The 22,280-nt window shown below is 42.5% G+C and carries 17 protein-coding genes; 2 read left to right on the top strand and 15 right to left on the bottom strand.

Annotated features, from left to right (window positions below; genetic code table 11):
• From G573_RS0104720 to udk, 7 genes are all read right to left on the bottom strand, one after another.
• Window positions 1–466: alpha-amylase family glycosyl hydrolase (locus G573_RS0104720; RefSeq protein ID WP_027975629.1), on the bottom strand; the 466-nt coding region annotated here is incomplete at its 3' end.
• A 15-nt stretch (window positions 467–481) separates the two neighbouring features.
• Window positions 482–1,963: a glycoside hydrolase family 32 protein gene (locus G573_RS0104715; RefSeq protein ID WP_027975628.1), complete on the bottom strand. Its 1,482-nt coding sequence runs from the start codon at window positions 1,961–1,963 to the stop codon at window positions 482–484.
• A gap of 9 nt (window positions 1,964–1,972) precedes the next feature.
• Window positions 1,973–2,815, bottom strand: a complete 843-nt coding sequence (locus tag G573_RS0104710; RefSeq protein ID WP_037586759.1) for a carbohydrate ABC transporter permease — start codon at window positions 2,813–2,815, stop codon at window positions 1,973–1,975.
• Window positions 2,816–2,817: 2 nt separating this feature from the next.
• Window positions 2,818–3,696, bottom strand: coding sequence for a carbohydrate ABC transporter permease (locus G573_RS0104705; RefSeq protein WP_027975626.1), 879 nt, complete (start codon window positions 3,694–3,696; stop codon window positions 2,818–2,820).
• A 71-nt stretch (window positions 3,697–3,767) separates the two neighbouring features.
• Window positions 3,768–5,084: an ABC transporter substrate-binding protein gene (locus tag G573_RS0104700; RefSeq protein WP_027975625.1), complete on the bottom strand. Its 1,317-nt coding sequence runs from the start codon at window positions 5,082–5,084 to the stop codon at window positions 3,768–3,770.
• Between the two features lie 154 nt (window positions 5,085–5,238).
• Window positions 5,239–6,210 (bottom strand): LacI family DNA-binding transcriptional regulator, encoded by a 972-nt coding sequence (locus G573_RS0104695; protein WP_027975624.1) that lies wholly within the window; start codon window positions 6,208–6,210, stop codon window positions 5,239–5,241.
• 642 nt (window positions 6,211–6,852) lie between these two features.
• Window positions 6,853–7,482: a uridine kinase gene (udk, locus tag G573_RS0104690; protein ID WP_027975623.1), complete on the bottom strand. Its 630-nt coding sequence runs from the start codon at window positions 7,480–7,482 to the stop codon at window positions 6,853–6,855.
• Window positions 7,483–7,700: 218 nt separating this feature from the next.
• Between udk and G573_RS0104685 the strand changes: the two genes are divergently transcribed.
• Both G573_RS0104685 and G573_RS0104680 read left to right on the top strand, forming a co-directional pair.
• Entirely contained in the window at window positions 7,701–8,681 is a 981-nt protein-coding gene (locus G573_RS0104685; protein ID WP_027975622.1) for a Gfo/Idh/MocA family protein, read from the top strand.
• Window positions 8,678–9,769, top strand: coding sequence for a DEAD/DEAH box helicase (locus tag G573_RS0104680; protein ID WP_027975621.1), 1,092 nt, complete (start codon window positions 8,678–8,680; stop codon window positions 9,767–9,769). Before G573_RS0104685 ends, G573_RS0104680 begins: the two co-directional genes overlap by 4 nt.
• Window positions 9,770–9,887: 118 nt before the next feature.
• Here the strand turns inward: G573_RS0104680 and G573_RS0104675 are convergent, their stop codons facing one another.
• The 8 genes from G573_RS0104675 to acnA all read right to left on the bottom strand — a co-directional run bounded on the left by G573_RS0104675 (window position 9,888) and on the right by acnA (window position 22,051).
• Window positions 9,888–11,528 carry a phosphoenolpyruvate carboxykinase (ATP) gene (locus G573_RS0104675; protein WP_027975620.1) on the bottom strand — a complete coding sequence of 547 codons (1,641 nt, stop codon included), beginning with the start codon at window positions 11,526–11,528 and terminating at the stop codon, window positions 9,888–9,890.
• A 112-nt stretch (window positions 11,529–11,640) separates the two neighbouring features.
• The gene (locus G573_RS0104670; RefSeq protein ID WP_027975619.1) at window positions 11,641–13,068 is read right to left on the bottom strand and encodes an NADP-dependent glyceraldehyde-3-phosphate dehydrogenase; all 1,428 of its coding nucleotides are present in this window, start codon (window positions 13,066–13,068) and stop codon (window positions 11,641–11,643) included.
• A 234-nt stretch (window positions 13,069–13,302) separates the two neighbouring features.
• Window positions 13,303–15,036, bottom strand: coding sequence for a phosphoenolpyruvate--protein phosphotransferase (gene ptsP, locus G573_RS0104665; protein ID WP_027975618.1), 1,734 nt, complete (start codon window positions 15,034–15,036; stop codon window positions 13,303–13,305).
• 4 nt (window positions 15,037–15,040) lie between these two features.
• A complete protein-coding gene (locus G573_RS0104660) occupies window positions 15,041–15,304 on the bottom strand; it encodes a phosphocarrier protein HPr (protein ID WP_003089104.1) in 264 nt (87 codons plus the stop codon).
• Between the two features lie 316 nt (window positions 15,305–15,620).
• A complete protein-coding gene (locus G573_RS0104655) occupies window positions 15,621–16,415 on the bottom strand; it encodes a putative ABC transporter permease (protein ID WP_027975617.1) in 795 nt (264 codons plus the stop codon).
• Window positions 16,416–17,091: 676 nt separating this feature from the next.
• Entirely contained in the window at window positions 17,092–18,267 is a 1,176-nt protein-coding gene (icd, locus tag G573_RS0104650) for an NADP-dependent isocitrate dehydrogenase (protein ID WP_027975616.1), read from the bottom strand.
• Between the two features lies 1 nt (window position 18,268).
• Window positions 18,269–19,387, bottom strand: a complete 1,119-nt coding sequence (locus tag G573_RS0104645; protein ID WP_027975615.1) for a citrate synthase — start codon at window positions 19,385–19,387, stop codon at window positions 18,269–18,271.
• A 3-nt stretch (window positions 19,388–19,390) separates the two neighbouring features.
• Complete coding sequence (gene acnA, locus G573_RS0104640) at window positions 19,391–22,051, bottom strand: aconitate hydratase AcnA (RefSeq protein WP_027975614.1); 2,661 nt, start codon at window positions 22,049–22,051, stop codon at window positions 19,391–19,393.
• Window positions 22,052–22,280 lie beyond the last annotated feature (229 nt).

Below are 22,280 nucleotides of genomic sequence, written 5' to 3'. Positions count from 1 at the left end.
TATTCCAGAGATGTTCCTTGCTGCCGTCCGCAAAGACAATTTCCTGCATGGGCGCACGGTCTTTGCGCTTATAAATCAGATCCACATCGGCCTGAGTGGGCCGGCCTTGCGGCCAGAATTTTTCCCAGCGCAAAAACAAATCCGCATAGGCCGAAGCTTCTTTTTTCGCTTGAAAATCTTTATAGTACTTAGACTGACGCGAGATATGATTGATCATAAAGTCAAACATGAGGTAGTACTTCTCTCCTAAGCGCTTAACGTCAGTCCAGTCGCCAAAGGCGGGATCCACCTCATCGTAGGCAATGGGAGCAAAGCCGCGGTCACCGGTTGAGGGAAAGAAAGGCAGCAGGTGCACACCGCCGACTGCGGCACCAAAGTAGCGCTCCAGATTGTCTTCTAGTTCTTTTAAGTTCTTACCCAGACTGTCTGAGTAAGTAATGAGCATGGTTTGATTTTTTATGGACATAGTGAACTCCTAATCTCAATTAACTCTAATCGTTGAAACGGATAGTTTCTGAACCCTTGCCTTTCCTTGAGAACGAAGGGATAGGCGATTGGCATCAGTTTTTTCATAAAAGGTCATAGACATTGTTTTTTCATGATTAATAAAGACTTCAACAGACGATGTGTCTCTGACAATCTCAATTTCCAAATCCGCATCCGCTAAATCACTGACATCAAGGCTGCGGCTATTCAAAACCGGATTTTCCAGTCCCTTAATCGCATAGCCAAAACTGTCTCGGCTTAAACTCAGCAGCTGCTCATCAGCATTGTAAGTCAAACTGATTGAAGCCCTGCCGTCTGCTTGTAAAGGATAGCGCAGCTCCCATGAGTAACTTTTGGAAATATTGAGCTCAATGAATTGCTGAGAGCCTGTAATAGCGTTAAACTCCAAAGGATGATCCGGTGTTATTTGTCCCTGCCATTCTTTAACTGTCTCACAGTAATCATAGAGCTGCGGAGCCGGTTCTTGACAGAGTCTGAGATTTTTCACACTCAGCTTTCTTGGCAGACTCATCATGCCGGCCCATCTGTGGCCTAGGTCATGTGTCGGAATATTGCGCTGCCACATCTGCATCCAGGCAATCATAATACGGCTGCCAGCAGCATCTAAGCAGGTCTGCGGCGCATAAAAATCCAAACCGCCGTCAATCTCATGATAATTCTCAACACTTAATTTGCCGCTTTCCCAGTCAAGTTCTCCAATAAAAGCCACGGTCGAATTCAAATTTTTATAGGCATGGCCTTGTGCTTTCATTTCAATCGGCGATACCAGAAGCACCCATTTACCATCCAACTGGAATAAATCGGGACACTCCCACATAATTCCTTGTTCTGCCGTGCCTTCTAAGAGAACCGACTTAAAGGTCCAGTCTTGAGTATTGTCCGATTGAAACAATAAAATCTGACCTCTGCTGTCACGCGTTTTTGCAGCAACAACCGCATAATATCGGCCGTCTTTGACGAATATCTTTGGATCTCTAAAGTCTGCGATATCCGCGATACCTTTTATATGAGAATCCGCAATGACAGGATTTAAGGGAGATTTTTCAAAAGTAATACCATCCGTAGAATAGGCCATACACTGAGTCTGCTTGATCTTACCGTCTTGATTGACGAAACCGGTGTACATGAGAACTAATTGATCGTCAGCAACAACTGCACTTCCTGAAAAGCAGCCGTCTTTGTCATAAGGCTCATCCGGCGCAAGGGCTACAGGCAAGTCTTCCCAGTGGATTAAATCTTTTGACTTGGAATGGCCCCAGTGCATGGGGCCCCAAACACTGCCATAGGGATAAAATTGATAAAAAAGATGATAATCACCTTTATAATAAACAAATCCATTAGGATCATTTATCCATCCAATCGGCCCCATGGCATGAAACTTTTCTCTGTAGCGGCTGTCCACCTCACTTTTATGCTCTTGGATATACTGATTAGCTTTGTCAATAATTTTTCCCATTTAAGTCTCCTATTTGATACCTGTTCCAGAGCTCCCCAAACCTTGAACAATATATTTTTGAGCAACAATATAGACAACGATCAATGGGATAGTGGAGATCGTCAAAACGGCCATGACTTGGTTAATATAAACAGGCTGTGTTGTATTAATGGTTGTGATCGCTACCTGCATTGAGAATTTTGACGAATCAGTCAGAACCATCAAAGGCCAAATATAATCATTCCAGCTGCTGATAAAAGACAGGACGCCGACAGTGGCTACCGCTGGTTTTGACATGGGCAGCATAATTCTAAAGAAGGTCTGTACGATTCCCGCTCCATCCATACGCGCAGATTCAACGATTTCTTCCGGAATAGCAATAAAGAAATTTCTAAACAAATAAATATTGAAAACACTGGCCATTCCCGGAATAATAACCGCCAAACGGTTATTAACCAGACCCAGAGTATTAATAATGGTAAACTGCGGAATCAGTATGGTTTCCATCGGGATAATCAAAAGTCCTAACAAGAGACCAAAAAGAATCTTTTTCCCGCTAAAATCAATTCTGGCAAAAGCAAAGCCAGCTAAAGCATTAATAATAATCGAACCAACAGCAAAGGTCACTGAATAAAAGATACTGTTGCCCAAATAGGTAAAGATACTGAAACGGCTTAAGATTTCCTGATAGGGTTTGAACCAGTTTGCCGGGTTCAGGCTTGGCAAAAAGGCTTTCCATGATGTCAAGTTATTATAAACATCAGCTTCCAGTTTCATGGAAGAAACAATCATCCAAACCATTGGAAACAGGAATAAGAATGCTAAAAGAGTCAGCAGGACATATTCTAAAATTTTAATAGGTTTGATTTTCATGATTAGTCATCCTCCTTTAGCACGCGTCTTTGCACAAGTGTAATAAGGCCAATAACGGTTGTAAACACCAAGGCGATTGAGCTTGAGTAGCCGACTAAACGATCGGTGAAACCTTTTTGATAGATATAATAAACCATGGTCATTGTTGAGTTCATTGGTCCTCCTTGGGTCATAACCATTGGCTGTACCAGGAGTTTGAAGGCTGAAATCAAGGTTGTCAGCAAAACAAACAAGGCTGTTGGTTTTAACAGTGGCAAAGTGATGTAGCGAAATTGCTGAAATTTTGAAAAACCATCGAGCTCTGCTGCTTCGTAAACATCGTGGGGAATATTTTGCAGACCGCCAAGGAATAAGAGCATTTGGTAGCCAGCTCCTTGCCAGGCAGAAACCAAAATAATCGCATACATGGCTTGTTTAGGACTTTTCAGGAAAGGCTGTGAAGCAATTCCGATGCGGTTTAGCAAAGCATTGAGCAAACCATTGTTAGGATTTAACAAATACAGCCAAAGAATCGAAATGACAACCAGCGACATGACTACCGGTGCAAAGAAAGCAACTTTGAAAAACATATTTCCCTTGCGCGGTTTGTTAATAATCAAGGCCATGCCAAGAGCCAATCCCAGCTGAACAGGAATAATCCAGACAACAAATTTGGATGTATTTAAAATACTCTTAAGAAAAATCGGATCTTGTGCAAGTTTGATAAAATTATTTAAGCCGACAAACTGCTTGGCATCTGGTGTCAGCAAATAATAGTTGGTAAAAGCATAGTAGAAAACCATGCAAACCGGAATCACCAGAAAAATCAAAAGCAATATCAAGGCAGGCGACAAAAATGCATAACCCAGCAAATTGTTTTTTAACTTATTATTTTTATACATTCATTTACCCTTTCTAAATGGCAGATAGAACAGCTTTTTAAATGCTGCAGCTCAATCTGCTATCGGTGTCATCAGTCCAGAGCATCGTCAATCGCCTGCTGCATTTCTTTAGCCTTTATATCAAGGGCTTTTTTGACATCAGGATTTTCTTTATAGTAACTGATATCCTGCATAGCCTGCTGAAAGGCACGCGATACTTGCGGATAAGCCACGACAACCGGACGAGCATGGCCGGACTTTTGATTTTGCTCCATCAAAAAGGCCATTTCTTTAGGAACTTCATCTTGCATATCTTTAATTGTTGATTTGCGAATTGGAAGAACACTGTTAGCTAGACTGATAATTTTACTTGATTTTGTATTGGTCGCATACTTAACAAATTCTGCCGCAATTTTTGGCTTGTCTGATTTAGAAGTCACTGCGATCTGCCAACTCCCTGTCGGTGAAACCAGCTTTTTCGTTTTATCTGATACCGGATATGGCAAAATGCCATAATCAACATCCTTATAGTTAGCCGCCATGTCATTAATCGTCCATGAACCGCTTAGAAGCATAGGATAAACACCTGTTTCAAACCCTTTTTCCACCGGGCTGATGGTTGTATAGCCTTTCTTAACCAGATTTTGGATAAATTCAACTGCTTCTACTGTTTTCTTGCTGTTAAAATAACCTTCTGCCTTTGTTCCCTTGCTGTTGACAACGGTACCTCCATTTGACCAAATCAGCGGCATGTAGGCATACGGCAGCATTTCATCAATAGAATTCAGTTTGAAATCAATGGCAGGTCTTTTGAAATGTTTTTTCAGCTGTTTGCTGATGGCATTAAATTCCGACCATGTCCACGGATCATCAATGGTTGGCAGTTTTGATAAATCAATGCCTGCTTCTTTAAACATTTTTTTATTGTAATAAACACCGACACTGGACTCTGAATAACCAAAAGCATAGAACTTACCCTTATAAGTTCCCTGCTGCTTAATACTGTCTAAAACATCGTCCATATTGGCATCTTTGACATACTTATCAAGAGGAATAATCACTTTTGCATGGGCATAAGCAGCTGTATTTGGACCATCTAAGGTAATGACATCAGGCAAATTGTCAGCTGTTATGGCTGCATTGACCTTATCTTCATATCCGCCGCCGCTGCCGCTTCGAGGGATATATTCTGTAACGGCTTTATACTCACCCTTATGTTCCTTGTTAAAACCACTGACAATTTCCTTCCAAGCCTTCCCTTCTGCAGTTTCATCTGAAAACTGAACCCAGATTTTAATAGTGTTTGGATCTGAATCCGTTTTTTGACTCTTCGACCCCCTGCCGCATCCTGCAAGAGATCCCAGCACAATGGCAGAAACTACTGCCAATCCGACCAATCCTTTACGCATGGCGTTCCTCCTGACTTCTTCTTTTTTTGGAAACGTTTCAATTTTTAATTAAAAATAAAAGAAGCTCTTTCTAAAAAATGGAAACGTTTCAAATACAAATAAATTATAAGCGCTTTCATTCGTTTTGTCAAGCCCCTTTTTGCCTAAATTGCTTTTATTTTTTGGTTGTTCCTCCTTCTTTAAACTGAACGGGAACAATCACTCTTTTTTCTTCTGAAATACCATTGATCAAATTCAGCAGCAGCTCTACAGCTGACTTGGCTAAAAGATCTGTTGACTGGCTGATAGTAGACAGAAAATAATCTTGATCAATAGCTGATTTCAAGCCATCAAAACCAATGATTTGATAGTCTTTCGGTGCTTCTTTGCCCAGCTTTTTCAGCACTTTCATAACTGTCAGAGCCATAAAATCATTAACAGCAAAAATGCCATCAATTTGCGGATGATCCAAGAAAAATTTTTCTAATTTACCTTCCAAATCTTCAATAGGTTCCAGCAAATCGCATTTTTCAACTGTGAAGCCTTCGTTTTCACTGTAGGCATAAAATCCTTTTTTGCGGTTGGTCGTTTCATTTTCAAACTTATTTTTACCGCCGATATAAGCCAGATGCTTAGCACCTCTCTCAATCAAATTTTGAGCAGCCAGCTGTCCGCCTAAAAAATTGTCCGACGTGACATAAGGAATCTTTTCAGAGAAATGCCGGTCAATGCTGACAAAGGGCAGATTGGTTGAAACGTATTGGTCAATATCTGAATAGGTAATGCCGATAATCCCGTCAACCTTGTTACTCTTCAGCATTTCAAGATACTTAATTTCATTTAGAGTATTTTCTTCAACATTGCAAATATAAAGCCTGTAGTCAAATTTACTTAAATTCTTTTCAGTATAATAAGCAAATTCCGAAAAAAAAGGATGCCAGATCGTCGGAATGAGCAGTGCTATCGTATTGCTTCTATTGGTTTTTAACCCTCTGGCATATTCGTCCGGCTGATAATTAAGCTCTTTGATAGCGGCCTGTACTTTCTGATAAGTGCTATCTTTGACCTTGACGCCATTAATGACACGTGAAACAGTTCCGACACCGACTCCTGCCAATGCGGCAACTTCTTTCATCGTTACTTTCATAGATTACTCCACTTCATTTTAATATCTCTATTGTAACACTATCAGAAAGCGTTTCCCAGCTTTTTATTCTTTTTTCATCATCATTTCCATTTGACCTGCTTTGCGGCAAAGCAAAAAACACAGATTAACCTGTGCTCAGTTTGAAGAAACAGTCTCTTTTCTTTGATATTTCCTTAGGTGATGTCGGACGGCAAAACCAAACGCCAACGCTATAGCTCTTGACTAGGTTTTGCATTAGATTGCCGTTAGAAATAGTATCGATTTCTAACGGCAATCGTCACAGCGACTTCCTCCGGAATTCCATGCCTAAACTTTGAGCCTAATGTAAGATACAAAGGGCGTTAGTGGACACAGCAAAATTAGGGAGTTCGACGACGAGTCTCAGAAGACTTTAGGAGATACTCATCTATTTTGCACAGTCCACAGCCCGTGCTCAATTAGTCTCAAAGTTTCCGAGTGTCAGAATCGGCTTACATGCCCCAATTCTGACACTTTCATCACGGCGGAAGTATCGTATCCTTTAGTTAGCTCGCTTGCGCTCGTGAAAATTTAAATTTATAGGGCAGTCTGCAGATTCTTTTTGCTTATCAAGGTAAGCAAATGGAGGTTTGTCTACAGCCTGAACACAGATTAACCTGTGCTTTAATAAGAATCCCCCAGAATACTGGCAATTTTGGTATTGATCAGATCAATAGCTACGACATTGGATACGCCTTCCGGAATAACAATATCAGCGTAGCGCTTGGTCGGCTCGATGAACTGATGGTACATGGGTTTTACGACCTCTATATACTGCTCAATAATACTGTCAAGACTTCTGCCGCGCTCTTCCATATCGCGTTTGATACGCCGGATAATGCGAATATCATCATCAGTGTCCACAAAAAGTTTGATATCCATCAGATCGCGCAGGCGCTCATCTTCCAGAACCAAAATCCCCTCAACAATGAAAACATCCTGCGGCTCCTGCCGATAAGTTTTATCACTGCGCGTGTGCTGAGTATAATCGTAAATAGGAATATCCACCGGACGCCCTGCCTGCAGCTCTTTTATGTGTTCAATCATCAAATCCGTATCAAAAGCCAGAGGATGGTCGTAATTGGTCGTAACACGCTCTTCAAAGGTCAGATGGCTCTGATCCTTATAATAAGAATCGTGTTCAATCATAGCGATCTTGGCACTGGGAAAGTGGGATAAAATTTCCCGCGAAACGCTGGTTTTTCCTCCGCCGGAACCGCCTGTAACACCAATAATAATCGGTTTTTTTCGCATAATAAACAAGAAGGACACTAAATAGCTAAATTCTGACTACCAGTCTGAAACAGCCCGAAAAAACAGCGTCGGACTGTTTATTTGCTGCATCAGTCTTCAAAAATTAAGCTTTTGTCCTTTTTCATTCCTTTCTTTTACTTCACTGAAATATCTTCCTATCTATTTTACACTAAATCATGTTATAATGAAATAAAAATTTAAAGAGCCGGAGGCATCCTATGCTTAAACTCGCTATTATCGGAACTGGATCTATTTCACATCAGTTTATTGAAGCCGCTGAACTCTCGCAAAAGTATCAGCTGACCGCTGTTTATTCCCGCAAGCTGGAAACAGCTCAAAACTTTTCTGCCCGCTATCACGATGTCACTTGCTATGAAAATTTGGCTGATTTTTTGACAGCTGATTTTGATGTCCTTTATATTGCCAGCCCAAACGCTCTCCACTTTGAGCATGCAAAATCGGCCTTAACAGCCGGCAAACATGTCATCGTTGAAAAGCCGGCCTTTTCAAAACCGGAAGAGCTGGCCGAGATTATTCAGCTGGCAGCTGAGAAAAAGTGTTTTTTCTTTGAGGCGGCTAGAAATTACCATGAAGCATCGATGGCTGTTATCAAAGACTTTCTGGCTCACAAAACCATCATCGGCGCTGATTTTTCCTACGCTAAATATTCTTCAAAAATGAAGGATCTGCTTGATGGGAAAATGCCAAATGTCTTTTCAGACAGGTTTTCAGGCGGAGCTCTCGTTGATCTGGGAATTTACCCCATTTATGCGGCTTTGAAGCTGTTCGGCAAACCAAAAAGTGTTAATTACACTGCCACACAGCTGGAAAACACGGTTGACTTAAACGGCAACGGCAATCTGATTTATCCGCATTTTCACGTGTCTATCAGAGCCGGAAAAAATTACAACACTCTGGAATATGCCGAAATTTACACGACCGACGGGACCTTGCTGCTCAATCATATTCAAGCTATCAGCTCTGCTGTTTTCCAAAAACTTGACGGCAGTCGTGAAAAACTGGCTCTCCCTGAAATTGAGCACTTAATGCTGGAGGAAGCCAAGCATTTTGCACAAATGATGGAAAATCCAGATGAAACACTTTACCAAATTTGGCTGGAGGATGCAAAATCGGCCAGCCAGATTCTCTACCAAATGCGCCAGAGCGCAGGTATTGTATTTGAGGCGGACAAACAATGAAAACACACTTTCCAACAAGCTGGCAGGATAAACTTCAGCAGCTCCATTTTACAGACTTTACCCAAATTCAAGAGGAGGCCTTTGAGCCCATCAACAGCGGCAAAAATTTTCTGGGCATCAGTCCCACGGGAACCGGAAAAACGCTGGCTTATCTCTGGCCTAGTTTGTTAACACTTCAGGCTAAAAAAGCACAGCAGTTACTGATTTTAGCCCCCAACAGCGAATTAGCCGGCCAGCTGTTTGACGTTACTAAAACCTGGGCCGAGCCGCTTGGTCTGACAGCTCAGCTTTTCCTGTCGGGCTCCAGTCAAAAGCGGCAAATTGAGCGCTTGAAAAAGGGCCCTGAGATTCTCATCGGGACACCCGGCCGGGTTTTTGAGCTGGTCAGACTCAAGAAAATCAAGATGATGGCTGTCAATACTATCGTTCTTGATGAATTTGATGAACTCTTAAATGATTCCCAGTACCAGTTCGTTGAAGGCATTGTCAAACGTGTGCCTCGTGACCACCAAATGATTTACATGAGCGCTACAAACAAGCTCAGCACAGCAGATCTGGCAGCAGACACCCTTACGGTTGATTTATCCGATCAAACATTAGACAGCATTTCGCACTATTACATCACCGTGGATAAGCGGGAGCGCGTGGAACTCCTGCGCAAGTTTTCCAATATTCCCGATTTTCGTGCACTGGTTTTTTTCAACAGCCTGTCTGATTTGGGAGCCAGCGAAGAGCGCCTGCAGTACAGCCATGCATCTGCCGTTTCGCTGGCCAGCGATATCAATGTGAAATTCCGCAAGGTTATTCTTGAAAAATTTAAAGAGTACGAGCTGGCTTTGCTTTTAGCGACTGATTTAGTAGCACGCGGTATTGATATTGATGATTTAGAGTACGTTATTAATTTCGATCTTGCCCGCGACAAAGAGGCCTATACGCACCGTGCCGGACGCACAGGACGCATGGGAAAAACAGGAGCAGTTATTACCTTTGTCAGCCATAAGGAAGAACTGAAAAAACTGAAAAAATTTGCCAATGTATCTGAAATCACCTTAAAAAATCAAATCCTGCAGCCAAAATCAAATAGATAGCCGCTGCATCAATTAAATATTTCCACATACAAAATGAGAGTGGGAACAATCGTTCAAAGCGATTGTCCCCACTCTCATTATTTTTATAGCAGCGAATGCCTTAGTTTACTGAAAAGTCTCAGCCCAAATTATCAATGACATCCTGCAAATGAGAAATGGCTTCTGCAGGCAGAGCTGATTTTGGATTCTTTTGGTTGAAAGATTCCAGATACTGCAGGCGGATTTTCATCCGCTGACGGATAATTTTAACGTAAGCCTGATCAAAATTAGGAACTTTGTAGTCAGACGAAGCCAAGTATTCAAAACCTTTGACAGAGCCAAAAGGCTTGAATTCTGCCGTACCGTCCACAACTTGTTCGATAACACTTAAAGATGTTTCTTTAGGAATCTTTTGACCAAGATAGGAACCTGTGTTGATAATATAGCATTTAACGCCTGATTCAAACAGATGCTGGAATTTCAGATAATCTTCGACCAGCGGATAGACACGGAATGGATTTGCATAAGGTTCAATAATCAAGGTATCCAGACTGTCTGATGTATTTTCAGCAGTCGAACGTGTGGTGATTAGGGTACAGCCCATTGTTGAAGCCATGACAGGGTCTGTAATTCTAATGAGCGGTGGCAGAGAGTCATCCTTCATGATCCAAAAGATGGATTGAATCGGATCATCAATGCGATCAACACGGTTTGGTGTTGAGAAACGTGATTTTATGGTACGTCCGTTACCGTTTCGAACATCTTCTGTCACCAAACGAAGATGCCCTTCCTTGTCCAAGGCAGCACCGCAGTTTTGAACGGTTACAAAATATTTTTGTTCTCTGTGCCCTGCCGGATAATCACTGGTCTTATCAAAATAAGCAGGTTCCAGAGCGATTGTTGAGCCGTCTTCCTCAGAAATAACAAAGGCATCGTCGTGCAAAACATTGATATGATATTTACCGTCATGTTTTGCATGGGTTAATGTTGATTTACCGGAACCGGAAAGTCCGAAGAAAGAAGCTACGTGTGATTCTTGATTGTCTTTTTCAAAAATTTTCAGACCGCCGTGGCAGGCAACAAACTTGTTCCGATTGGCAGTGCCCCAAGCTAAGGTCAGCGTCGCTTTCTTCAATTCTCCAAAATAGTGAAGACCCAAGATAGCCGCACAGTTATGATTAGTGTCAAAGTAAACCAATCCATCCGGATAATCTGGGTGGCTCCATTCCGGATCTGAGAAGATATAAATATCCGTTTCTTCATAGCGTTTGGAATTTTTCAAACGTGCACGATAGGTATCGTTTAACATCTGGAAATTATTAAGCCATGAATACAGATTATTGATATCATCCTGCGGAACCATCAAATGAGCGCGGAGCATGAAGGCTTCATCAAGACCTACAATGGCATCTGCACGGTAAAAGGTGCGGTGTCTTGCTTGGAAAATCGCTTCACGCACAATTTGCAAAATTTTAGCATCTTCTGCACTGTCACGTCCGAAAATCCGACGGGCTTTGGCAGTCCGCCCGACAATGCCGCCTGAATTTTCCAAGAGGATTTTAGCATCCCGCGGAAGACCCAAATCATCGGCGTGAGCAACTGGTGAATCTAAAACGATGGTATTGGGAGCTTTAGCGGCTAAGCGGTAAGCTTCTGCCAGCCCCTTTAGCGAAACTACGTGATTTTCGTAAAAAGCAGTTTCGATGGTTGTCTTTAATGCTGAAAAATAAGGGTTATTTTTGCGCATAGACTCTTCTGAAAAATGTTGTCGTGTGACCATTATATTCCTCCTCAAAATATTATCTTTTACTATTATACCACATTTTTATGTAAACGTTATCATTTTTTTGAAAACTAAATGAAACTCAGCAAAAGCCGAGTTTCATAGAGGTCTATTTGATATCAAATACAACTGATTTAATTCGAGTCATAGCTTCGATAGAGTATTTAACTCCCTGTGTATTGACACCTGATTTTTTAGCACCCAAGAATGGGAAGTTATCTGTGCCGCGCTGCGTCTTATTGTTGATATGAACAGTACCGACTTCAAGCTGCTCTGCAATTTTGAAAGCCAATGGATAATCATTGGTGAATACAGCACTTTGCAAGCCAAATTCGGATTGGTTAGCAATGTGAATAGCTTCTTCAGTCGAATTGACACGGATGATCGGCAGTACGGGACCAAATGGTTCTTCCCAAGCCAAGCGCATATCTGTTGTAACATTATCAAAGACTGTCGGATAGATGGTGTTACCTTCGCGTTTGATGTCAGTCAGAGCTGTTGCTCCTTGTTCCTTGGCATCATTGATAAGGCCTTCCACATAATCAGCTGCTTTTGTATCGATCAATGGTGTGATATCAGTGTTATCTTCCGGTAAGCCAACAGTCAAGTTCTTGACCCGATCAACGATAAGCTTAGACAATTCATCAGCAACGCTGTCCATAACAAGAACGCGTTTAACAGCTGTACAACGCTGACCTGAGTAGCCAAAGGCACCGTCAACGATATTTTTAGCTGTCAGTTCAAGATCAGCATCCTCAAGCACGATAGCTGCATCTTTACCGCCAAGTTCAAGCATGATTGGACGCATACCAGCCAAACGGCCGATGTTTTCACCAACCGGTGTCGAGCCGGTAAAGTTGATAAAGTCAACAGCCTTATGCTCAACAATATAATCACCGATAACAGAACCACGTCCGGTAATGGTATTGAAAACACCAGCCGGCAGTCCAGCTTCTGCAAAGGCTTCCGCTAACAGAAGACCTGAGATTGAACCTTGCGTTGGTGGCTTAAAGGCAACAACATTTCCTGTGATAAGCGCCGGAGCAATTTTCGAACCGGCAAGATTCACCGGATAATTAAATGGCGAAATTGCTAACACAAGACCTACTGGCTCACGGCGAACCACAGCAATTTTTTTCTTGCTGGCAGCTTCAAAGCTTCCGCCTTCAAGGACTTCACCTTGTGTACGAACACCTTCAGCAGCCGCAAATTCCATGATTTCTACTGTACGTGTAACTTCACCTACAGATGATTTTAGCCCTTTAGCAATTTCTTTGGAAAGGACAGAACCGATCGCTTCTGCCTTACTTTGCAAAATATCAGCTGCTTTGCGGATATAGTTAGCACGCTCCACATAAGAAAGCGCACGCCAAGCCGGAAATGCAGCTTTAGCCGAAGCATAGACATAATCTACTTCATCGGTGCTCATAGCAGGGACAGAGCCAAGCTCTTCACCTGAAGCAGGAGCGTAAATTTTAATCTCATCTTGAGAGAGTTTCCACTCACCGTTGACATAATTTTTATACTGTTTTGTCAAAGTATATCTCCTTTTTACTGTAATACCCTTATTTTATCATTTTTTTATTTTTTTTCAATCTTTTGTTACGATAAAATTCAGAAAATTAAGACAAAAACGCTTCATTTCCTTTTATTCTTCTGGCAATTTAGTCATTCAGCAGATTTTTAAGCTCCTTAAATTCAGTTAAGAGCCAAAAATAGAAGCTGCTTTACAAAAAAAGACCGGAAATTGTATTTCCAATCTTTTTTCTGATTAATCAAAATCAATATATTCTTTTTCAAGTTCAAGGACTTCTTCCATTGTAGCACATTCTGTAAGAGCGCGCTGTGCAAGTTCTTCCATTTTCTTGGTGTCAAGTTTCTTCATGAGACTGCGAGTACGCAGAACTGAAGTGGCACTCATGGAGAATTCATCAAGTCCGATACCGATCAAGAGTGGAACAGCCGTTTGATCGCCAGCCATTTCACCGCACATACCAGCCCATTTACCTTCAGCATGTGCCGCCTTAACAACACGGTCAACCAAGCGAAGAATTGATGGGTTATATGGTTGGTAAAGATATGACACTTGTTCATTCATACGGTCAGCTGCCATCGTGTATTGGATGAGGTCATTTGTACCGATAGAGAAGAAATCAACTTCTTTGGCAAATTGATCCGCCAGCATCGCTGCTGCTGGAATTTCAATCATGATACCTACTTGAATATCATCAGAGACAGCAACACCTTCTGCTTTAAGTTTTGCTTTTTCTTCTTCAAGGATTCCTTTAGCCTTGCGGAATTCAGTAACAAGAGCCACCATCGGGAACATGATGCGCAATTGACCATGCACAGATGCACGCAGAAGAGCACGCAATTGTGTCCGGAACATTTGGTTGCCCGTTTCTGAAATCGAAATACGAAGCGCACGGAAACCAAGGAATGGGTTCATTTCTTTTGGCAAATCAAAGTAAGGAAGTTCTTTGTCTCCGCCGATGTCCATTGTACGCACTACGACCGGTTTACCATTCATGCCTTCAAGAACAGCTTTATAAGCTTCGTATTGCTCATCTTCTGTCGGGAAGTCCTGTGAATCCATGTAAAGGAACTCTGTACGGTAGAGGCCTATGGCTTCAGCACCGTTATTGTTAACCCCTTCAACATCTTTAGGCGTACCAATATTAGCAGCCAATTCAAAATGTTTGCCGTCAGCAGTGATTGTTTCAGCATCTTTAAGGAGAGCCCATTCAGCTTTTTGTTTCGCATAAGCTTCGCCGGCTGCTTTAAATTCTGCCACTTGCTCATCAGTCGGATTAATAATAACCTGACCGGTGATACCGTTGACAGCAACAATGTCTCCGTTTTTAACACGTTCAGTGATGTCATTTGTTCCAAGCACCGCAGCAATTTCAAGGGTACGCGCCATGATAGCTGAGTGGCTGGTACGGCCGCCGATATTAGTGACGAAAGCCTTAACAAAATTAGCATCCAGCTGAGCAGTGTCAGACGGAGTCAAGTCATGTGCGATTACAATTGATTCTTCGCTGATGGTTGCCGGATTTGGCAATTCTACACCTAAGAGGTGAGCCAAAACCCGTTTAGCAACGTCACGAATATCTGCCGCACGTTCCTGCATGTAGGGATTGTCTTCCATGTTTTCAAACAAGGTCACAAACATGTCTGTTACTTCTTTAAGAGCACTTTCAGCGTTAACTTGTTTTGCACGGATTGTTTCTTTGATTTGACCGATCATTTCCGGGTCTGCAAGAACCATCAAATGAGCATCAAATACAGCTGCGGCTTCTTCGCCAAGGGTATCTACTGCTTTTGCACGGATAAGAGAAAGCTCGTCCTGAGATGCTTCTAGAGCTGCATCCAAACGAGCTTCTTCGGCCTTTGTATCTTCGACAGTAACTGTCTCAAAGGACAAATCCGGCTGGACAAGCAGATATGCCTTAGCAACGGCAACACCGTCAGATGCTGCAATTCCTTTAAGCATTTCTGTCATATTTTTATGCCAATCCTTCTTTAGTCATTGTTTCATCAATAGCTGCAATTGCATCGTCAGCATCTGCACCTTCAGCAGTGATTGTAACGTCTGCACCTTGACCAACACCAAGGCTCATAACACCCATGATTGATTTAAGGTTTACAGCTTTTCCCTTGTAGTCAAGTGTAATATCTGAAGCAAATTTACTTGCTGTCTGTACAAGCAAAGTAGCTGGGCGTGCGTGAATTCCTGTTTCTGCAACAATGTGAAAATCTTTTGAAGCCATAGTATGGTTCTCCTTTTAATATGTGTTTTTTTGAATTATCCTGATGATAACCCTTACAATTCTAGATTATAGCATATTGAAATTCGATTTTCAAGAACTAAAGTCCAAATTGGAAGAATAATGCAAATCATTTTCAATAATTTACAGTGCTTTTTATAAGAACTATCGCCGCTGTCAAAGCCACCTGACAAATGCCCGGCATTTCCACTTTGAAAAACACCGGACAGCCTTAGTCAGATAAAAAGCAGTGAAGTCATGACAAATGTCACGAAAGCCGTCCTTTCCCCAGCCGAATAAAAAAGAAACAGCAGCCCGGCTATTTCTTTTTGGCTTTATCTTTAAATGAAGCTGCCTGCTTACGGACTTCTGTGACAAATGGAGCATCAATTTCCTTAAATTTACTGTAATTTTTTAAGAGACGGCGCTGATTGAGCCGGAAAGGCCGGATACTTTTAGCGTGTAAAAAGTCATCCAGATGGAGGCGAAATTCTGCCAGACGCTGACTGATAAGCTCCGCCTGCTCTGCCAAGTCATCGACTTCCTGCCTGACAGACTCTCTTATGTTTTCCTGCTCTGCTCGAATATGTTCCTCTAAGGCAAGCGCAGCTTCGTGAAATTGGACAGTATCCGTGACGGTCCAGACAAGATCAGACAGCATCACAAGAACAATTAAACCCGCCCACCAGTCATTCATTTTTAGGATAACCGCCATGACAATCGGCTGAATCAAGCAGACAAGAATGACGATGCCGATTCCCCAAAAAAGTGAAATAAGCGGAGCAATTCTCCCTTTTATATTGCCGAACTCCCGACTGTAATCCCATAATTTCATATGAAAGAAGCTTTCTAAAAGCCAGCCGGCAAAGTATTCAAAAGCTGTTGCAATCACTATGCCGCTCAAAAACAGCCCAAGAAGATTGTCCTGAAAAGGTTCGGTAAAAACCAAAACAGTGGTTACTGCAAAACCATAGACCGGACAATAGGGCCCGAACAAAAAACCGCGGTAATCAAACCGCCTGTCCTGAATAGAGCAATAAACCGTCTCCCACAGCCAGCCTATAAAAGAATAAACAAAAAAAAGATAGATAAGATCCGAAAGTGAGTAGGGCATAGCCAGCCGCCTTTCTTGACAATATGCCCCTATTATACCTCTTTTCACCCGTCGATGCCAAACAAGTTTCCAAAATACAAGTCTGTTTCTTTGGACAGCGCTTAAATTTGGCAGCGATACAAAGAAAACTGGAACGCATGTCCAGTCTCAGGTTATAGATAGACTCCCAAAACTAAATTCTCTCTAAAATTTCATCATAGAATAGTATCACTTCCCATTTTTGTAAAATAATATAGAAACTATCAAAACCTAACCCGATACTTTCCAATGTAGCAAAAGAGGCAGAAACTCACTGTTTCTGCCTCTCGGAGATTTTGAGACCTAGGCTCAAAATCTTAACTGAACACGGGCTGCGGATTGTGGCAAAAAGATGAGTCCGCCTAGAATCTTAACGATTCCGCGTCGAACTTCCTATTTTGCCTTTATCCGCAGACGCCCTTTGTATCTTGAACTTAGATATGGAATTCCGAAGGAAGTCGCTACGACGATTGCTGTTAGAAATCGATATTATTTCTAACGGCAATCTAATGCAAAACCTAGTCAAGAGCTATAGCCTTGACGTTTGGTTTTGCCGTCCGTGCTACCTAAGGAAAGTATCATAACAAAATATTACTTTTTAAGAAAATAGACTTTTTCTTCAGTCTGAAACCGGAACGCATGTCCAGTCTTTCTTTTCTTATAAATTTTCAATCAGCACCTGGGCAAATTCACTGGTTGAATAAGACGGTGCCTCTCCTGCCAAATCAGCTGTAAAACAGCCTGCAGCAAAACTTTTTTCAATAGCTGCGGTAATCAGATCAGCCGCTTCTTTCCAGCCTATGTACTCAAACAGCATGCAGCCCGACAGGAGCAGTGAACAAGGATTGGCCTTATCCTGTCCGGTAATGTCAGGAGCAGTGCCGTGAGTTGCCTCAAAAATCGCATGCCCCGTTTGATAATTAATATTGGCTCCGGGTGAAATACCGATGCCGCCGACCTGTGCTGCCAAAGCATCGCTGGCATAGTCACCATTGAGATTGGTCAGAGCAACTACGTCAAAACGTTCAGGATTGAGAAGAATCTGCTGCAGAAAATTATCGGCAATGATGTCATCAACCACCAGTCGGCCTTTTTCAAGTTCAGCAGCATACTCCTCTTGAGCCAGTTCATATCCCCACTTTCTAAAACCTCCTTCTGTAAATTTTTGAATGTTTCCCTTGTGTACTAATGTGACCTTCCTAAGCCCCTTAGCCAGAGCATAGTCAATAGCTGATCGAATCAGTCGCTTGCTGCCTTCAATAGAAATCGGCTTGATACCGATACTGCTGCTCTCAGGAAAACGGATTTTTTGAACCTGCATCTGTGTCTGCAAAAACTCAATGACCTTTTGAACCTGACTGCTGCCGGCCTCCCATTCAATTCCTGCGTAGATATCCTCCGTATTTTCACGAAAGATGGTGATGTCTGTTTTTTCCGGATGCTTCAAAGGACTGGGAACACCTTGGAAATAGCGGACAGGGCGGACACAGGCAAAAAGATCCAGCTCTTGACGCAGAGCAACATTTAGCGACCTGATACCGCCGCCGACCGGCGTTTCTAAGGGACCTTTTATAGCAAGCAGGTGACTTTTGATAACTTCCAAGCTGGCATCCGGCAGCCAGACGCCGCTTTGGCTGAAAGCTTTTTTCCCGGCTAAGACTTCCAGCCATTCGATTTTCCTGCTTCCTTTGTAGGCCTTTTCAACAGCTCGGTCAAAAACAAGCTGGGCATTCTGCCAGATATCCTGTCCTACACCGTCTCCTTCAATATAAGGAATAATAGGATCAGCAGGAACGTGTAATTTCCCGTTTTTAAATGTTACTTTTTCTGCCATTTTATCTCCTTTCCAGAGGAATATATTTCAGATTTCTTCTGCCGATATAGCGAGAGCGCGGACGCAGCAGTTTATTATTTTTCTGCTGTTCCTGAATATGGGCAATCCACCCTGAAACCCGGCTCATTGCAAAAATGAGGGTAAAGATGGAACTGTCAATTCCTAAAACATGATAAACGGTTGCCGAATAAAAATCAACATTGGGAATCAGATTTTTGACTTCTTTCATGTAGTTCTCAATTTCATTAGACAGCCGATACCAAACGTCGTTCTGCCTTCCCCGTGTCAGTTCTCTGGCCATTTCCCGCAGATATTTCTCGCGAGGATCCTGCCGCTGATAAACACGGTGGCCAAATCCCATGATTTTTTCCTTGGAACTTAGTTTTTCCTGCAAATAGGCTCCCACATCACCACGTTCCCGAATCTCCTGCAGCATCTCAAAAACCCGTTCGTTGGCACCGCCATGGAGCGGTCCCTTTAAAGTTCCGATAGCTGCTGTCACACAGGAATAAATATCAGACAGGGTTGACGCACAGACCCTGGCTGCAAAAGTCGAGGCATTGAGTTCATGTTCAGCATGTAAGATAAGGGCACGGTTCATCGCTAATGTTTCAAGCTCACTGGGCTTGTGCCCCTTTAACATGTACAGAAAGTTTTCAGCAAAACCTAAGTCTTTTCTTGGAGCGATGGGTGACAGGCCCTGACGCAGCCTTGAAAAGGCAGCAATAATGGTCGGTATTTTAGCCATCAGCTGAATACTTTGATCGTAAGCTGCCTCAGGTGTTCTTTCTTCAGCGCGGATGTTGTAGACCCCCAGCAAGCTGACCGTCGAGCGCAAGACACTCATAGGATGCAGGTGCTGGCGCGACTGAATCAAAATGCACTGCTCGATAGCATCACTGATGGCATAATTGCTGCGCAATCTTTCTTCAAATTGCCTGAGTTCAGCCTGCTTAGGCAGACGAAGGTTCCAGAGCAGGTAAATAACTTCCTCGAAAGCAACCTTATTATCCATCAGTTCAGCAATATCATAGCCTGCATAAAAGAGCCTGTCTCCCTCAATGGCACTGATACTGCTCTCACAGGCAACAGTGTTTTTTAAACCGTTTGCTTCTGCCATAGTTTAACCCCCCTTTAACTTCTTACGAACAACCATGGGAAGAATTCCGCCATTTTCATAATACTGAATATCAGCATCTGCATCAAAGCGAAGAAGGGCTTGAAATTCTTTGACTCCTTGGTCTGAAACAGCCCTGATAGTCACAAGATCATGCACCTGTGGTTTGTCTGGAAGGATAACCGTGTAAGTCTCGTATCCTGTTAATTGGAGACTGGCTGCGGTCTGACCTTCAAGAAACTGCAAGGGCAAAATCCCCATCATAACCAGATTAGAGCGGTGAATGCGCTCGAAACTTTCTGCCAAAACAACTTTCACACCTAAAAGACTGGCTCCCTTAGCTGCCCAGTCACGGCTTGAACCCATGCCATAGTCCTTGCCTGCAATGACGATTGTCGCCTGACCTTCTTTTTGGTAATTCATGGCAGCTTCATAAATAGGAAGAAGTTCCCCCTTGTATTTTGTGTAGCCGCCAAGCTTGCCATCGGCTAATTCATTTTTAATCCGAATATTGGCAAAGGTTCCTCTCATCATGACCTCATGATTGCCGCGCCGGCTGCCGTAGGAATTGAAATCTGCATAAGCAAGACCTTTTTCTTCCAGATAGCGAGCAGCCGGACTATTCCGAGCAATATTACCGGCAGGTGAAATGTGGTCCGTCGTAACTGAATCACCGAATTTAGCCAGTACTTTCAAATCCGTCAAATCTGCTGCAGCTGAATTATTTAAGTGTTCAAAATAGGGTGGATTTTGGATATAGGTAGACGCCTGATTCCATTGATAGTTAGCGGAAGGCTCGGTTTGAATGTGGTTCCACTTATCACTGTCAGAAAAAACCTGCGCATATTCCTGGGCAAAGAGTTCAGCAGTGACATACTTGTCAACATAGGCCATCACTTCTTCTTTAGCCGGCATGAGATCCTCCAAGTAAACCGCCTGATTATCCTTATCATAGCCCAGCGGTTCAGTCGTCAAATCAATCGCTGTGCTGCCGGCCAGCGCATAGGCCACAACCAAGGGCGGACTGGCTAAAAAGTTAGCCTTTACCAAAGGATTGACCCGACCTTCGAAATTTCTGTTTCCCGAAAGAACAGCACTGACAAGCAAATCCTTTTCCTGAACAGCCTTAGCAACGGCTGCCGGCAGGCTGCCTGAATTGCCAATGCAGGTTGTACAGCCATAGCCGACCAGATGAAAACCAAGCTGATCAAGATAGGGCTGAAGGCCGCTCTTTTTCAAATAGGCTGTGACAACCTTAGAACCCGGTGCTAAGGAAGTTTTAACTGCCTTAGAAACACTAAGTCCGCGTTCCACAGCCTTTTTAGCCAAGAGGCCGGCAGCCAAAAGGACATAGGGATTAGAAGTGTTGGTGCAGGAAGTAATAGCCGCAATAGCAACATGGCCGGTCTTTATTTCAATGTCGTCATCTTCAAAATGCGCCACTGCTTTTTTATCTAACTCACTTTCATCCAAGCCAAAACCGCGGACACCGGCTTCCCGCACAAGGCTGGCTTCAAATTCTTCTTTTGCTCGGTTCAATTCTATCAAATCCTGAGGACGTTTCGGACCGGCAATCGAAGGGACAACAGTTGATAAGTCAAGGTCAATAACCTTGCTGTAGCCAGGTTCAGAATCGGGATTGTAAAAAAGCTGATTGCGCTTAGTATAAGCTTCTGTCAAAGCAATGTGTTCTTTTGAGCGGTTTGTTAACGCCATATAGTTCAGCGTTTCGTCATCTATAGGAAAATAACCGCAGGTAGCACCGTATTCAGGTGCCATATTGGCAACAGTTGCCCGATCTGCCAAAGAAAGATTAGCCAGTCCGGGGCCAAAAAATTCTACAAACTTTCCAACCACATTTTCTAAACGCAAAACCTGTGTAACCTTAAGTGCCAAATCTGTCGCTGTCGCTAATTTAGACAGTTCTCCGTGCAGACGTACGCCGATCACCTCAGGAATAGGAAAATAAGATGCTTCCCCCAGCATAGCAGCTTCAGCTTCAATACCGCCAACACCCCAGCCAAGAACCCCGATGCCGTTTATCATCGTTGTGTGGCTGTCGGTGCCAAACATAGAATCCGGATACACAAAGCCATCTTTTTCAATGATAACATCACTTAGAAATTCGATATTAACCTGATGAATAATTCCGGTTGCCGGCGGTACCGCCCGATAATTTTTAAAAGATTTTTCAGCCCATTTGAGAAATTCATAGCGCTCATTATTCCGCTGAAATTCCAGCTCAATATTCTTGTCAAAAGCTTTATCATTACCGAAAAAATCAACCTGAACGCTGTGATCGATAACGAGGTCCACTGGTATTTCGGGATTAATCAAATCAGGATCGCCGCCATTTTTGACAACAGCATCACGCATAGAAGCCAGATCGACAACAACCGGAACACCCGTAAAATCCTGAAGGATGACACGGCTGGGTTTAAAAGGAACCTCCCCTTTAGGATTTTGCGGATTATAATGAAAAAGAGAATATATGTTATCTTTTATAACATCAATATTATCGTTTTTCCTTAATAAACTTTCAATTAAAATTCTAATCGTGTAGGGAAGGCGCTCAAGCTCTGCATTATAATCTTTAGAGGCTTTGTCTAAATCAATATAATGGTAGTCTTGCTGATTCAAAGAAAAAGTTGATGCATAATTAACCATATTTTAACTCCTTTTCTGCTTATTTAATAAAAATTATACAATTTTATAAATCCGCAATCAAACCTAAACTTGCATTTTATGTCATAAAATATAACATGAACTTAGCGAAGTTTTTTATCCAGCAAAAACACTATATCTTGTGTATTTTTGAACATATCCCTACTATATTTTGTGTTTTTTCAAGCAAATTTTCTTGCTTTTTTTCTTAAATTTAGATATGCTAGTAAAG

Origin of the sequence: Streptococcus devriesei DSM 19639 (genome assembly GCF_000423725.1) — a bacterium.
Classification (GTDB): domain Bacteria; phylum Bacillota; class Bacilli; order Lactobacillales; family Streptococcaceae; genus Streptococcus; species Streptococcus devriesei.
This window is presented reverse-complemented; position numbering and strand designations above follow the sequence as displayed.